This window comes from Streptomyces sp. NPDC005494, from assembly GCF_042872025.1.
Classification (GTDB): domain Bacteria; phylum Actinomycetota; class Actinomycetes; order Streptomycetales; family Streptomycetaceae; genus Streptomyces.
Map to the genome: position 1 here is coordinate 13,089 of NZ_JBIAJR010000020.1, position 15,247 is coordinate 28,335.

Annotated in this window: 9 protein-coding genes; 3 read left to right on the forward strand and 6 right to left on the reverse strand. The window is 73.7% G+C overall.

What is annotated here, in order from left to right; translation table 11 throughout:
* Positions 1-269: 269 nt before the first annotated feature.
* From ACFYQ6_RS34210 to ACFYQ6_RS34220, 3 genes are all read left to right on the forward strand, one after another.
* Entirely contained in the window at positions 270-3,830 is a 3,561-nt protein-coding gene (locus ACFYQ6_RS34210) for a trypsin-like peptidase domain-containing protein (protein ID WP_388766731.1), read from the forward strand.
* 43 nt (positions 3,831-3,873) lie between these two features.
* Complete coding sequence (locus ACFYQ6_RS34215; protein WP_361586208.1) at positions 3,874-4,827, forward strand: bifunctional riboflavin kinase/FAD synthetase; 954 nt, start codon at positions 3,874-3,876, stop codon at positions 4,825-4,827.
* Positions 4,828-4,915: 88 nt separating this feature from the next.
* Positions 4,916-6,025, forward strand: coding sequence for an XdhC/CoxI family protein (locus ACFYQ6_RS34220; RefSeq protein WP_361586205.1), 1,110 nt, complete (start codon positions 4,916-4,918; stop codon positions 6,023-6,025).
* Here the strand turns inward: ACFYQ6_RS34220 and ACFYQ6_RS34225 are convergent.
* The 6 genes from ACFYQ6_RS34225 to ACFYQ6_RS34250 form a co-directional block, all read right to left on the reverse strand.
* Entirely contained in the window at positions 6,022-7,029 is a 1,008-nt protein-coding gene (locus ACFYQ6_RS34225) for an ABC transporter ATP-binding protein (RefSeq protein WP_361586202.1), read from the reverse strand. The two genes, ACFYQ6_RS34220 and ACFYQ6_RS34225, sit on opposite strands and share 4 nt — an antisense overlap.
* On the reverse strand, positions 7,026-8,087 hold the full coding sequence (locus ACFYQ6_RS34230) for an ABC transporter ATP-binding protein (RefSeq protein ID WP_388766736.1): 1,062 nt from the start codon (positions 8,085-8,087) through the stop codon (positions 7,026-7,028). Before ACFYQ6_RS34230 ends, ACFYQ6_RS34225 begins: the two co-directional genes overlap by 4 nt.
* Positions 8,084-9,004: an ABC transporter permease gene (locus ACFYQ6_RS34235; protein ID WP_361586196.1), complete on the reverse strand. Its 921-nt coding sequence runs from the start codon at positions 9,002-9,004 to the stop codon at positions 8,084-8,086. Before ACFYQ6_RS34235 ends, ACFYQ6_RS34230 begins: the two co-directional genes overlap by 4 nt.
* A complete protein-coding gene (locus tag ACFYQ6_RS34240; protein ID WP_361586193.1) occupies positions 9,001-10,092 on the reverse strand; it encodes an ABC transporter permease in 1,092 nt (363 codons plus the stop codon). Before ACFYQ6_RS34240 ends, ACFYQ6_RS34235 begins: the two co-directional genes overlap by 4 nt.
* Positions 10,093-10,095: 3 nt before the next feature.
* Positions 10,096-11,970, reverse strand: a complete 1,875-nt coding sequence (locus ACFYQ6_RS34245; RefSeq protein ID WP_361586190.1) for an ABC transporter substrate-binding protein — start codon at positions 11,968-11,970, stop codon at positions 10,096-10,098.
* 197 nt (positions 11,971-12,167) lie between these two features.
* A complete protein-coding gene (locus ACFYQ6_RS34250) occupies positions 12,168-15,188 on the reverse strand; it encodes an SCO5717 family growth-regulating ATPase (protein WP_388766739.1) in 3,021 nt (1,006 codons plus the stop codon).
* Positions 15,189-15,247: the final 59 nt, after the last annotated feature.

The window sequence follows — 15,247 nt, forward strand, 5'->3', positions numbered from 1 at the left end:
CCGACATGCCCCCGCCGGGCGGGGCGCCCCCCCCCCCCCCGGGGCCCCCCCCCCCCCGCGGGGCCCCCCCCCCCGGCCCCCCCCCGGGGGGGGCGGCCCCCCCCCCCCCCCCCCCCCCCCCACGACCCCCCTCCCGCGAGCATCTCTGTCCAGACGGACGCGCTTGTTCACTCCAATGGAGGGGCGCTCGGAGTGACGGAGGGGTGTGAGGGGGGCGCTTTCACCCCTCGCGTTTCTCGTGGCGATCACCCGGGATCTACCGTCGGACCATGGGCAGCGGGGACCGGTCGAAACTGGTGAGAATCTGTGATCAGGCCGGCCGGCCGCGGGGGACCGGATTCGTCGCGGACGACCGGGGCACGGTCGTCACCGCCCACCAAGCCGTCGCGCGCCCAGTCCCGCTGACACTGCACGGCGCCGACGGCCGCAGCTGCTCCCTCGCCGTCGGCGACATCACCCCCCTGCCCGCGCTCGGCCTCGCCCTGCTGCGTACGGGCGGCCCCGAGGCCCTCGGCGTGGAACCGCTGCCCATCGCGGTGCGCGAGCGGATCGGCACGGGGACCTACGTACGCATCGCCGCCCACGGCTGGCGCGAGGCGCGGGTGCTCGGAGCGGTCCCGGCGACGTACACCGAAGGGGGGCGCGACCACCCGGTGAGCGACGCCCTCGAGCTCGCCCTGGGCACGGACGGGCGGGACGCCCTGCGGTCCGGCGGGGCCGCGGTCGGCGGACCCGTGACGGACCCGGACACCGGTGCGGTCCTGGGCGTGCTCTCCACGGCGCTGCGCGCCGCTCACGAGGCCGCCGGACTCGCGGTGCCGTTGACGGCCCGGAACGTCCCGGGGCCGCTGGCGGAGGTGCTCCGGCGCAACGCGAACGGCGTCCCTGGCTACGGATGCGACCTCAACCTCGCGGGAGCGCTCCAGCTGACCGCCACCTCGCTCGGCCAGGCGGACAGCCGCCCCCGCGGCAGGGAGGCCGTCGAACGCCCCCGCGTCAGCGACGAGTTCACCGCATTCGAGGGCGGAACCGGTCCGGTGCTCGGGCTGGTCGGTGCCCCCGGTACCGGCCGGACCACCGAACTGGCCGCCCTGGCGGCCCGCCGGGCGCGCGGCCCCGTACCGGCCCTCACCCTCTGGCTGCGCGGGGCGGATCTGCTGGCTGACGACACCTCGGTCACCGACGCCATGAGCCGCGCCCTCGAGCGCTCCGGGAGGATCCTCACCGCCGCGGGGGCCCGGGGCGACATGGCACCGGCGACTCCCGAACGTGTGGCGCGCCTCGCGGCGGAGTCCGGAAGCCCCCTGCTCGTCGTCGTGGACGGCCCCGAGGAGATGCCTCCGCTGCTGGCCCACCGGCTCGCCGGCTGGACGCGGGCGACCGCCGCATGGCTGCGGGCCCACGAGGCGCGGATGGTCGTGGCCTGCCGCCCCGAGCACTGGGAGACCGCGGGCGCGCTCTACCCGCCGGACGCCCTGCACCGACCCGAGCGGCCCGCCGGAGGGCTGCCGCCCGCCGTCCGGCTCGGCGACCTCACCGCGGACCAGGCCGCCCGGGTCATGGAGGGGTACGGCATCCCGCCCGGCACGATCGCTCCGGGCCACGACCGGCACCCCCTCACCCTGCGCCTGCTGGCGGAGGTCCGGGAGGCCCTTCCGCCGGACGTGGCCGGCCGTCCCGGGACGGAAGAGGTGTTCGCCGCGCACCTGGACCTCAGCTGCGTCCGGATCGCCGTGCGGATCGGGGCCCAGGCCGAACCCCGGCTCCGCGGCAAGGCGGTCCGCAGACTCGCCGCCAAGGTGGCGGGCCAGGTCCACGAGGCGGCCAGGCGCTGCCTCGGGCCCGGACAGGGGGAGCTGGACCGGGAGGCGTTCGAGGAGATCTTCCCCTGGCGTACGGGATGGGCCTCGGCAGTCCTCACCGAAGGCCTCCTGGTGCCCGCCGGCGGCGGATACCGCTTCGCGCACGAGGAGCTGGGCGACTGGGTACAGGGCGCCCACCTGGACCTGGACGCCGCCCTGCACTCCCTGGTCCACCGCTGGCACGGCGACGGGGCCGCGCAGGAACCCGCCGAGGCGGAAGGGGAGGACCCCGGCGAGGAACCCCGCAACCTCCCGGTGCCGCGGCACCGCATCGGCCCGGTGATCCAGGCGATGCTCCTGCTCGGGCGCAGGCAGGGACCAGCGGCGCTGGCCCACCGGATGGCGGACCTGATCGAGGCGATGGACCGCCTGCCGACCGGGGCGGGCACGGCGGGCCGGCACCGCGACGCCGCGTGGTGGGCCGCCCACCTGCTCCGGGAGAGCCTGCTCAGGGTGCCCGACGCCCGGCCGTGCCTCGGGGTCCTGCGGGTGCTCACCGGGCGCATCACCCGGCGGTCCCTCTCCCCGGACGGGACGGCCGCGCTCGGCCCCTACGCCGAGTTCGGTCCCTGGTTCTGGCGCCGCGTCCAGCTGCCCGAGGAGGACCGCATCGACCTCCTGCGCCGGCTGCTCCTGCCCGCCGACGGAGCCCGGCGCGCGGACGGCGGCGAACGCTATCTGGACGCCGTGTCCAGCCGCCTCGCCGCCCACCCCAGGACGGTGCAGGCGCTGCTCTGCCGCTGGTTCACCGACGAGAGCCCTCTCCCTTCCCAGGAGGGTGTGCCGATGCGGCTCACCGTGGCCGCCGCGGCCCAGGCACTCCTGTACGCCCGCCGGGACCTCGCGCTCGACGACCTCACCGAGGCCCTCGTCGACACCTCCCACCCGCGCGCAGCCGAACTGCTCGCCGCCCTCGCCGAGGACGAGCCGGGCGCGCTCTGCCGTGCCGTCGACCGATGGGCGCGCGACGAGGGGCGCCCCGAGCGGCGTGCGGCTGCCGCCGTCCACGCCACGCTCACGGCCGCCCTCGGCCTCACCGACGCGGACCGCGCCCTGCTGCGCGGCGCGGCACTCACCCTCCTGGCCCGCCCGGACGACACCGCCCTGCACGCCCAGGCGCTCACCGTGCTCGTACGCGATCCGGGGACCGGGGGCCGGCATCTGCCGCAGGCCCTGCGCGTCTTCGCCGCCGGGGACCCGAGGCTGCCGCTGTCCCTGCTGACGGACGTACTGCCCGAGCACCCCGAGCCGGTGCTCGCCGCGCTGCGCGCCCGGCTGTCGCTGCCGGGGGAGGCCGCCGACGAGGTGCTGCGGGAGCTGGCCACCCTGGACACACCGGCCCTGGCGCTGCACGCCCCCGGCCTCGTACGCCGGTACATCGACAGCCGCCCCGGCGGTGGGGGGGCCCGCGCGGCGGCCTATGTGGAGCTCCGGCTGGAGCACAGCCCGGCCGCCCGCGCGCTGCTGCTGCCCCTGGTGACCGGGCTGCTGCGGGACCGCCCCGCGCCGCCGCCGGTGCGCGCCGCGCTGGCCCGGGTGCTCGCCGCCCAGGGGAGCCCTGCCTCACGGCCCCTGCGGGCCGAGCTGCTGGAGGTGCTGCTGGAGTTCGAGCAGGACACCGGGAAGGACCCCGAGGTCCTCGAAGCCCTGCTGAGGGCCGCGGCGGCCGGATCCGCACGCCGCCCTGAGGCCCGCACCAGGGCGCTCGTGCACCGCACCGGAATGCTGCTCGTACGCACACCCGAGGGCGCCGGGCGCTTCGACCGTGCCCTCGTGGAACTCGCCCGGGACGTTCCCGGCTTCGCGGCACTCGTCACCGGGTGGCTGGCCGACGCCCCGCAGGAGTGGGCCGCCGTGGTGGGGGCCGCCGCCCGGCGCACGATGGAGGCCATGGAAGGGGCGCGGCCGGGGATGCAGGTGCCGATGCAGGCCGCGGGACGTGAGCATGGCAGTCTTAGACCTGCGTAATGGACTTACACACGTACACAGGTTCGGGCGAGGAGCGGTCACAGTGCAGTGCTGGCGTGGCTTGGAGGACATCCCCGAGGGCTGGGGACGCAGCGTCGTCACCATCGGCTCCTACGACGGGGTGCACCGCGGGCACCAGCTGATCATCGGCCGGGCCGTGGACCGGGCGCGTGAGCTCGGCGTGCCCTCCGTCGTCGTCACCTTCGACCCGCACCCCAGCGAGGTCGTGCGCCCCGGCACGCACCCGCCGCTGCTCGCCCCGCACCAGCGCCGCGCCGAGCTGATGACGGAGCTGGGGGTGGACGCGGTGCTGATCCTGCCGTTCACCGCCGAGTTCTCGCAGCTCTCGCCCGCCGACTTCATCGCGAAGGTCCTCGTCGACAAGCTGCACGCCCGGCTGGTCATCGAGGGCCCCAACTTCCGTTTCGGGCACCGCGCGGCGGGTGACGTGACGTTCCTCGCCGAGCTCGGCGCGACGTACGACTACGAGGTCGAGGTCATCGACCTCTTCGTCAGCGGTGACGCGGGCGGCGGCGAGCCGTTCTCGTCGACGCTCACCCGCCGTCTGGTCGCCGAGGGCGACGTCGAAGGGGCCGCGGAGATCCTGGGCCGCCCGCACCGCGTGGAGGGCGTCGTGGTGCGCGGCGCGCAGCGGGGCCGGGAGCTCGGCTTCCCCACCGCGAACGTGGAGACCCTGCCGCACACCGCGATCCCCGCCGACGGCGTCTACGCGGGCTGGCTGACCGTCGAGGGCGAGGCGATGCCCGCCGCGATCTCCGTCGGGACGAACCCGCAGTTCGACGGCAAGGACCGCACGGTGGAGGCGTACGCGATCGACCGCGTCGGCCTCGACCTGTACGGCCTGCACGTGGCGGTGGACTTCCTCGCCTACGTACGCGGCATGCTGAAGTTCGACTCGATCGACGACCTGCTCGTGGCGATGGCCGCCGACGTGAAGCGTTCCAGCGAGCTGATCGCGGCGTACGAGCGCCGCTGACGCCCTCCTGTGGTGCGGCCTTCCTGTGGTGCGCGGGCGGACACGAGGGCATCGTCGGGGGTAGCAGCCGAGGAGCCGGGAGGTCCGCGTGCGTGAACTGGTGCCGGAACTGCGCGGCTGGGACACCGCGGGTACGCCCTTCGCCCTGGCCACCGTCGTCGCGGTGCGGGGCAGCGCGCCGCGCGCACCCGGCGCGGTGATGGCGGTGACCGCCACGGGCCAGGTGGCGGGCAGCGTCTCCGGCGGGTGCGTGGAGAGCGACGTGTACGAGACCGCCACCGAGGCCCTGACCACGGGCCGCCCGCTGCTGCGGACCTACGGCATCAGCGACGACGAGGCCTTCGGCGCCGGGCTGACCTGCGGCGGCACCATCGACGTCCTGGTGCAGCCCTACACCGCCCGGGCCGACCGGGAGCTGCTGCGGGAACTCCTCGGCGTGCTCGACGACGGCAGGCCCGCCGCGCTCGCCTCGGTGGTCTCCGGGGCGGGGCCGCTAGGGGCCCGGCGGCTGGTCCTGCCCGGCCGCGCCCGTGGGTCGCTCGGTGGGGAGGGACTGGACGCCGCCGTCACCGACGACGCGCGTGGGCTCCTCGCACAGGGCGCCACCGAGAGCATCGGCTACGGTCCGCACGGCGAGCGCCGGATGCAGGACGTCACCGTCTTCGTCCAGACCTACGCCCCCGCACCCCGCATGCTCGTCTTCGGGGCCATCGACCACGCCGCCGCCACCGCGAGGATCGGCTCCTTCCTCGGCTACCGGGTGACGGTCTGCGACGCCCGGCCGGTCTTCGCGACGCGCGAGCGGTTCCCGACGGCCGACGAGGTGGTCTGCGCCTGGCCGCACACCTATCTGGAGTCGACCGAGGTGGACGCGCGCACGGTGGTGTGCGTCCTGACGCACGACCCGAAGTTCGACGTCCCCCTGCTCGTCGCGGCACTGCGCACCCCCGCGGCGTACATCGGGGTGATGGGCAGCCGGCGCACCCACGCCGACCGGACGGCCCGGCTGCGCGAGGCCGGGGTGGACGAGGCGTCACTCGCCCGCCTCGCCTCCCCGGTCGGCCTCGACCTCGGGGCGCGTACGCCCGAGGAGACGGCGGTCTCCATCGCGGCCGAGATCGTCCAGCACCGCTGGGGCGGCACGGGACGGCCCCTGGGGGAGCTCACCGGCACGATCCACCACACCCGGGAGGCCTAGCCCGCTGCGGGCGCCTGCGTGGTGGCCGCCGCCCAGTGGCACGCGACCTGGGCCGCCCCGCCTCCGTCCAGCACCGGCAGGTCCTGTCCGCGGCACGCGTCCGCGACGCCCGCGCGTTCCGCCTCGCCCGAGGCGAGCACCTGGCAGCGGGCGTGGAAGCGGCAGCCGGACGGCACCTTCGAGGGGTCCGGCGGTTCGCCCGTCAGGATCACCGGATCGCCGTCCGCCTCAGGCAGCACGGACAGCAGGGCCTGGGTGTACGGGTGCCGGGGAGCCGTGAGGATCTGCTCGACGTCCCCCGTCTCCACGATCCGGCCGAGGTACATCACCGCGACCCGGTCCGCGATGTTCCAGGCCAGCCCCAGATCGTGCGTCACCACCAGCGCCGACAGCCCCAGCTCGTCGCGCAGCCGCAGCAGCAGCGCCAGGATCTCTCCTCGGACGGACGCGTCCAGCGAGGCCACCGGCTCGTCCGCGACGATGAGCTCCGGTTCCAGGACCAGCGCGCCCGCGATCACCACGCGCTGGCGCTGGCCGCCGGACAGCTCGTGCGGATGGCGCAGGAAGAACCGCTCCGGGGGCCGCAGCCCGGCCCGGGACAGCGCCTCGGCCACGGCCGCCCGCTCGTCGCCCGCGTACCCGTGGATGCGCAGGCCCTCCGCCACCGCGTCGTACACCGTGTGGCGCGGGTTGAGGGAGCCGCTCGGGTCCTGGAGCACCAGCTGCACCCGCTTGCGGTACGCCTTGAGCGCCCGGCCCGCGTAGTCGAGGGGCTCACCACCGAAGGTGACCCGGCCCGCGGTGGGCGGTACCAGGCCCAGCAGCGAACGGGCCAGCGTGGTCTTGCCGCAGCCCGACTCGCCGACCAGGGCCACGATCTCGCCGGGGCGGATGTCGAGGTCGACCCCGTCGACCGCCCGTGCGGTCGCCGCCCCGCGCCGCCCCGGGAAGGCGACCTCCAGGGACTGGGCGCTGAGCAGAGGCGCGGGGGGAGTGGTGGTCATGAGGTGCTCCTCGCTTCGTCGGCGCCGCCGAACAGACCCGGCGCCGCGGCAGTGCCCGGCTCCACCAGCACGCACGCGGCCCGCCGGGACGGCCCCGCGACCCGCAGCTCCTGATCCTCGGTGGCACAGATGTCCAGCGCCGCCGGACAGCGCGGATGGAACGTGCAGCCGGAGGGCAGTGCCGACGGGTCCGGCGGGTCACCCGGGAGACCGCGTGGCGCGTGCCGTGAGGAGAGGTCGCCGATGCGTGGGAAGGCCGCCGAGAGGGCACTGCTGTACGGATGCCGGGCGCTTTCGTAGACCTGTTCGGCGGGTCCCTCCTCGACGACCCGGCCGGCGTACATCACCGCGAGCCGGTCGCAGGTGTCGGAGAGCACCGCGAGGTCGTGGCTGATCATGATCAGGCCGAGGTCCTGGTCCGCCACGAGCTTCTCGATCAGCCGCAGGATCTGCGCCTGGATCATCACGTCCAGCGCGGTGGTCGGTTCGTCCGCGATGATCAGCCGGGGGGCGCAGGCCAGTGCCATGGCGATCATCACGCGCTGGCGCTGGCCACCGGACAGCTCGTGCGGATAGGAGTCCGCGCGGGCGGCCGGAAGCCCCACCTGCTCCAGCAGCTCACCGGCGCGGGTACGCGCGGCGGCAGGGCCGGCCCTGCCGTGCAGCAGGATCGGTTCGGCGATCTGGTCCCCGATCCGGTGCACGGCGTTCAGCGAGTGCATCGCGCCCTGGAAGACGATCGACGCCCCCGCCCAGCGAACGGCGCGCAGCCGGCCCCACTTCATGGTGAGGACGTCCTCGCCGTCCAGCAGGATCTGCCCGCTCAGCGTCGCCGACGCGGGCAGCAGCCGCAGCAGCGCCAGAGCCAGCGTGGACTTCCCGCAGCCCGACTCCCCGGCGATGCCGAGCTTCCGGCCGGCCTCGACCCGTAGGTCCACGCCCCGCACGGCGGGGACGGCCGAGGCCCCGGAGCCGTAGGTGACGTGCAGATTGCGTACGTCGAGCAGCGGCGGGCCGGCCTCCGGCCTCTCGACGCTCTCGGTCTTCACCGCGGTCAACGGGACACCCCCAGCTTGGGGTTGAGCACGGACTCGATCGTCCGGCCGCACAGCGTGAACGCGAGCGCGACCACCGCGATGGCGAGTCCGGGCGGAGCGAGGTACCACCAGTTGCCGGAGCTGACCGCCCCGGCCTCGCGGGCGTCCTGGAGCAGTCCGCCCCAGGAGACGACCGTGGGGTCGCCGAGCCCGAGGAAGGCGAGGGTCGCCTCGGTGAGGATGGCGGTGGAGATCACCAGCGTGGTCTGGGCGAGCACCAGAGGCATCACGTTGGGCAGCACATGACGGGACATGATGTGGCGGTGTCCGCCGCCCAGTGCCCTGGAGCGCTCGATGTACGGGCGGGACTCCACGGACAGTGTCTGGGCGCGCACCAGCCGCGCCGTCGTCGGCCAGGTCGTCACGCCGATGGCGAGCACCGTCGTCCAGAGGGACCGCGAGAGCACGGTCGCCAGCGCGATGGCGAGCACCAGGGTCGGCATCACCAGGAACCAGTCGGTGATCCGCATGACCACGTTGCCGTACCAGCCCTTGAAGTGGCCCGCCGTGATGCCCACCAGGGTCCCGATGGCCACCGAGAGGAACGCGGCGAGCAGTCCGACGGTCAGCGAGACCCGTGTCCCCCAGACCAGCAGGGCGAGCAGGCTGCGGCCGAACTGGTCGGTGCCGAGCGGGAACGTGGCGCTCGGCGCCTCCAGCGGGCCGCCGGGTGCTTCGGTGACGCTCTGCGAGTCCTTGCCCACCAGCACCGGGGCGGCCAGCGCGACCAGGGCGATCAGCGCGAGCACGGTGAGGCCGGCCAGTCCGGCCCGGTGGGCACGGTACTGCTGCCAGAACCGGGCCGCCGCCTGACGCCGGCGGGTCCAGGTGAGCGCGCGCGGGCTGAGGGCCGGCGCGGAGTCGGTCGTGGCTGTCATCGGCCCACCCGGGGATCGAGGAGCGGATAGATCACATCGGCGAGCGTGTTCATCAGGATCACAGCGGCGGCGAAGATGAAGAACAGCGCCTGCACCAGGGGCAGGTCGGGCACGCTCAGCGCCTGGTAGAAGAGGCCCCCGAGACCGGGCCAGGAGAACACCGTCTCCACCAGGATGGCGCCCGCCACCGTGTTGCCCAGGTTGACGAAGAGCAGGGTCACGGTCGGCAGCATCGCGTTGGGGACGGCGTGCCTGCGGCGTACGAGGTCGTCGCGCAGGCCCTTGGCACGGGCCGTGGTCAGATAGTCGCTGCCCATCTCGTCCAGCAGCGAGGAGCGCATCACCAGCAGGGTGCGCGCGTACTCCACGGCGACGAGGGTGACGACCGGCAGGACCAGGTGATGGGCGACGTCGACGACGTACGCGAAGCCGCTCTCGCTGCCGGACTCCATGCCGCCCGTCGGGAAGAGCCCGGGGACCGGCCCGATGCCGACCGACAGGGTGATGATCAGGAGCAGGCCCAGCCAGAACGACGGCACGGAGTACAGCGTCAGCGCGAACGCGGTGTGGAAGCGGTCGCCGGCCGAGCCGTTGCGCCAGGCGGACCTGGCCCCCAGCCAGATGCCGATGACCGTGTAGATCACGAAGGCGGTGCCGGTGAGCAGCAGCGTCGCGGGCAGCGCCTCGGTGATCTTGTCCATGACGGGGGCGCGGAACTGGTACGACGTACCGAAGTCCCCGGTCAGGGCCTTGCCGCAGTATTCGGTGAACTGCTGCCAGAGCGGCAGGTCCAGGCCGAACTCCTTGCGCATCGCGGCGATCTGTTCGGTCGACACCTGCCGGCCCCCGGTCATCTGCTTGACCGGGTCGCCGGGGATCAGCCGGAAGAGGAAGAAGCTGGTGACGAGCACGGCGAACAGCGAGACGGCCGCACCGGCCAGCTTGCCCGCCGCGTAGCGGAGGTACGCGGTCGTGCTGCGGGTGCGTGGACCGCGGGCCGACGGCCCGGCCGGAGCCGGGCCGTCGGTCTCGACAGGGTCCGCGCCCGCCGCGCCCTTGAGGAGCGCGGGAGTGCTTTCTGTGCTCATGGACTATTCACGGTCTTCCGCGGTGGAACGACGACGCATGGCGAACAGCAGCCCGCCACCGGCGAGGACGACTACGGCGATTCCGACACCGACGAGGACCCCCGTGGAGCTGCCGCCGCCGTCGGACGAGTCGCCCGACGCGCCGGCTGCGGGGACCGCCGACCACCAGCTCCAGTAACCGTCCTGGCCGTAGATGTTGCCCGCGTCCGAGGGCATGGTCGTGATGGACTTGATCTGGTCGGTGCGGTAGGCCTCGACGGCATTCGGGTACGCCATGACGTTCATGTACCCCAGGTCGTACAGCCGCGACTCCATCTGCTTCACGAGATCGGCCCGTTTGGCGGGGTCGTACTCCGCCAGCTGCTTCGCGTAGAGCTCGTCGTACTGCTTGTCGCAGATGAAGTTGTCCGTCTGCGCGGACTCCTTCGCCTTGGCGGGCAGCGCGGCGCAGGTGTGGATCGACATGACGAAGTCGGGGTCGGGGTTCACGGACCAGCCGTCGAAGGCGAGGTCGTACTCGCCGGCGTACCAGGGGTCCGAGACGTTGTCGCGGCAGTCGACCTTCAGGCCGACGCCGAGGTCGCCCCACCACTCCTGGAGGTACTTGCCGATCGCCTTGTCGTTCGGGTCGGTGGCGTGACACAGGATGCGGAAGTCGAGCGGCTTGCCGTCCTTGCCCGTCCGCTTGCCGGCGCTGTTCTTCTTGTACCCCGCCTCGTCGAGCAGGGCGCCCGCCTTCGCCGGGTCGTGCGCGAGCTTCTGCTCGGCCGACGGCTTCCAGAAGTACGAGTCGTAGCGCGGCGGGATGTAGCCCTCGCCCTCTATGGCGTGGCCCTGGAAGACCTTGTCGATGATGGTCGTGCGGTCCACGGCCATGAAGAGCGCCTGACGGACCTTCTGGTCCTGCAGGGCCGCGTGTCCGTCGCCGAACTTCTGACCGTCCTTGGTCTGCGCGCCCGGGTTGGTGGCCAGTGCGTAGAAGCGGCGGCCGGGAGCGTCGTTGACCTTGATGTTGTCCGCGCTCTTCAGCGCGTCCGCCTGGGCGGGCGTCAGGCTGGGGCTGCCGGCGACGAAGGAAACTTCACCCTTTCGGAGGGCGGCGACGGCTGCGTCCTGGTCCTTGTAGTACCGGAAGACGAGCTCGTCGAACTTGGGCGCACCCCGCCAGAAGTCCTTGTTGGCCTTGAGCTTCACATAGCTGTCGACCTTGTAGTCCGTCAGGATGAACGGCCCGTTGCCGACGATCGGGAACTTCGTGTCGTTGTTGAACTTCGAGAAGTCGCCGACCTTCTCCCAGACGTGCTTGGGCACGATGGGCACGTCCAGCGCCGTCATCGTGGCCTGAGGCTGCTTCAGCTCTATGACCAGCTTGTCCGGGCTGGGCGCGGTCACCTTCTTGAAGTTGCCGACGAAGCTGCCGTTCGAGGTGGCGGCGCCCTCGTCGGTCATCATCGTGTTGAACGTCCACGCCGCGTCCTCGGCCGTGGCCTTCTCACCGTCGGACCACTTCGAGTCGCCCCGGATGGTGTACGTCCAGGTCAACTTGTCCGGAGATGCCTCCCACGCGGTGGCGAAGCCCGGGATGGTGTGGCTGTCCTTGGCGTCGTAGTTGGTGAGGTAGTCGTACATCAGCCGGTGGATGCTCGTGGAGACCAGCCGCTGCGCGAGGAAGGGGCTCAGGGAGTCGACGCTCTGCGCGACCGCGACCGTGAGGGTCGACTTCCCGTCGTCGGCCCGCGCTTCCTGCGGGGCGGGGGCGAGCGGGTTTCCGGGGACGACCGACCCGGCGGCCAGCGCCAAGGCGGCGGCCCCGGAGGCGAGAAGGACGCGCAGGCGGCCGTGTGGGCGGGAGGAGCGTGGAGACAATCTTGTGACCATGGACGTAGACCTCGCGTCATGACTCGCACGGTGAAGGCGGGCAGATCTCTGGTTCGCCAGCTGGTGAAGCGAAGGTCTATCAGCGGCGGTCGAGTCGCGTCAACGGTCGGCGAAACCGCGTGTGGTCTGCGGGAATGCGACGAGGGCCCGCACCGGGTGGACGGTGCGAGCCCTCATTGGTTTAGACCTCTACTGCCTTACTGCTGAGGCGCCGACGGCGGCTGCGGAGGGTGCTGCTGCCAGCCCGCGGGCGGAACGGGACCTTGCAGTTCCGGCTGCCCGGGCTGATGTGCCTGGCCATCGTGGTGCGCGGGCGCCGGAGGCGGTCCGGCCGGGTGCGCGCCGGGCTGCGGCTGGGCGGGCGGCGTCTGCTGCCAGCTGTTGTTCTGCGCGCCCTGGCCCGGGTGCGGCGGGTACGGCTGCTGGGGTGACGCCGGCTGCTGGGGCGGCTGCTGCCCGGGATAGGGCTGCTGTCCCCCGTACGGCTGCTGCGGAGGGTAGGGCTGCTGCGGCTGCGCGGGGTACGGCTGTCCGGGCTGCGGCTGCGGCGCGTACTGCCCCTGGCCGGGCACCTGCTGACCCGGCGTCTGCCCGCCCGGCATGGGCGGGGCGTACTGCGGCGGGGGGTTGCTGCCGTCCGACGTCCACAGGCCCTGCTGCTGCTGGGCCCGCTGGAAGTCCTCGGCGACCAGCGCGGAGAGGTTGAAGTAGGCCTCGCGGGTCTTCGGGCGCATCATGTCGAGGTCGACCTCGGCGCCCGCCGACAGGTGCTCGTCGAACGGTACGACGACCACGCCTCGGCAGCGCGTCTCGAAGTGCTGCACGATGTCGTCGACCTTGATCATCTTTCCGGTCTCCCGGACGCCGGAGATGACCGTCAGGGAGCGCTGCACCAGATCGGCGTAGCCGTGCGCGGACAGCCAGTCCAGCGTGGTGGACGCGCTGGAGGCACCGTCGACGGACGGCGTCGAGATGATGATCAGCTGGTCGGCGAGGTCGAGCACCCCGCGCATCGCGCTGTAGAGCAGTCCGGTGCCCGAGTCGGTGAGGATGATCGGGTACTGCTTGCCCAGCACGTCGATCGCGCGGCGGTAGTCCTCGTCGTTGAAGGTCGTGGAGACCGCGGGGTCCACGTCGTTGGCGATGATCTCCAGACCGGAGGGCGCCTGCGAGGTGAAGCGGCGGATGTCCATGTACGAGTTGAGGTACGGGATCGCCTGCACCAGGTCGCGGATGGTGGCCCCGGTCTCGCGGCGCACACGGCGGCCGAGCGTACCGGCGTCCGGGTTGGCGTCGATGGCGAGGATCTTGTCCTGCCGCTCGGTGGCGAGGGTCGAGCCGAGCGCGGTGGTCGTCGTGGTCTTGCCGACGCCGCCCTTCAGGCTGATGACCGCGATCCGGTAGCAGGAGAGCACCGGCGTGCGGATCAGGTCCAGCTTGCGCTGGCGCTCCGCCTCCTCCTTCTTGCCGCCCAGCTTGAAGCGGGAGGCGCTGGAGGGGGTGCGGCTGCTCTTGGCCTTCTGCTTGCCCCGGACCAGCCGGTCCGACGAGAGCTCCACGGCGGCCGTGTAACCGAGCGGTGCGCCCGGCACGGAACGCTCGCGCTGGTCGTGGGTCACCGGGGTCGGCCAGGCGGCGCCGGTACGCGGGTCGACGGGCGGCCCCTGGGGCGCGGGCTGCTGGGGCTGGTAGGCCTCCGGCTGCTGATGCGGCTGCGGCTGGTGCTGCTGCGGTGCGGGCAGGTTCGGTGTGCCCGGAGCCTGCTGCTGCGGGGACTGCGGCGGGAGCGGAGCACCCTGAGCCGGGAAGTGCGGCTGCTGGGGAGTCTGCGGGGCCGGGAAGCCGTAACCGCCCTGCGGCGGGGCGGCAGGCGGCAGTTGGGGCGCGCCCTGGGCGGGGAACGGCGGCTGCGGCTGCTGCTGCGGGAAGCCGTAACCGCCCTGCGGCGCGGGTGCGTCGGGCTGCGCGGGCAGAGGCGTCTGCGCGGCCGGCAGCGGCGCCTGTGCGGGCTGCTGCGGTGCGGGCTGCGCGGGCGCTTGGGCCTGCGGGAAGCCGTAGCCGCCCTGGGGAGCGCCCCCGGGAGGAGGGGTCTGCGCGAAGCCGTAGCCGCCCTGGGGTGCGGGCACGCCGGGCTGTGCCGGCGGAGGCGTCTGCGCGGGCCACTGGGGCGCGGACTGCGGGGTGCTCGGCTGCGGCGCGGCCGGCTGGAAGGCAGGCGGGAGCGGCGGAAGGGCCCCTTGCGCGGGCGCGGGGGTCCACGGAGCCGGCGCGCCGGTGGGCGCCGCGTCCTGCGGGGTGGCCGGGGACGGCGGCGCGTCGGCGGGAGATGCCCCGTCCTCGGCGGCTGCGGCGGGCCGCGTCTCCTGCGGTGCGGCGTCCGCGGGGGCGTCGGCGGGCTCGACGTCCTGGGCGGGCGCGTCGTCCCCCTCGGCCCGTACGGCGTCCTGGGCCGCCTCCTTCGCCGGGGCGGGGGCGCCGGACACGCCGCTCTCCTCCGGTTCCTCGGAGCCCTTCTCGCTCGCCGGGGCGTCGGCCGGGGCGGACGGGGCCGCCTCGTCGTCCACGGCGGGAACTGCGGCCGGTGCGGGCTCGGCCGCCGCAGCCGAGGTACCCGAGGCGGTCACCGCGGCCTCGGCCTCGGCCGCCGCCTCGCGCTCGGCGATCTCCCGCTTGAGCGCCGCCGGCGAGAACCGCATGGTGGCCCCGCTCTCCACGTCGCCCCCGCCGAACGCGCCGGACGTACCGCCCGGCACGCCGGAACCGGGGGCCGCGTCCGAGGAGGCGGAGGCCACGGGCTCGGAGGCAGGTGCGGACGGAGACACCGACGGCTCCTGCGCCGCACCCGAAGGCGCTGCGTCAGCGGGTCCCGCACCCACGGCCCCCACACCCGAAGGTGTCACGCCCGCAGGCCCGGCACCGCCGGCGCCCGCAGGTGCCGTGCCCGAGTCCGCCGTGCCGGACGGGACCGCCGGCGGCCAGCCGTCGAATCCGCCGGGGGCCGGAAGCCCCGGTACGGACAGCGGCGCCCCCTGCGGCGGCGGAGGCGCGAGGTGTGTCCCCGCCCCGCCCGAGGAGTCCCCGGACGCGTTCTGGGTGTACCAGGCGGGAGGGGTGTAGTCGATGGTGAACTCACCCGTCATCTCGGCGGGCTCCGCGTCGGACGACTCGTCGACGGGCGTGTTCCATCCCCCGCGGATCTCGTCCCGATCGCCGTTCACTTTGCCTCCTGGTGTGGTCGAGCACCCTTGTGCCGTGGTGGGTGGGGGCGACCGTTCCC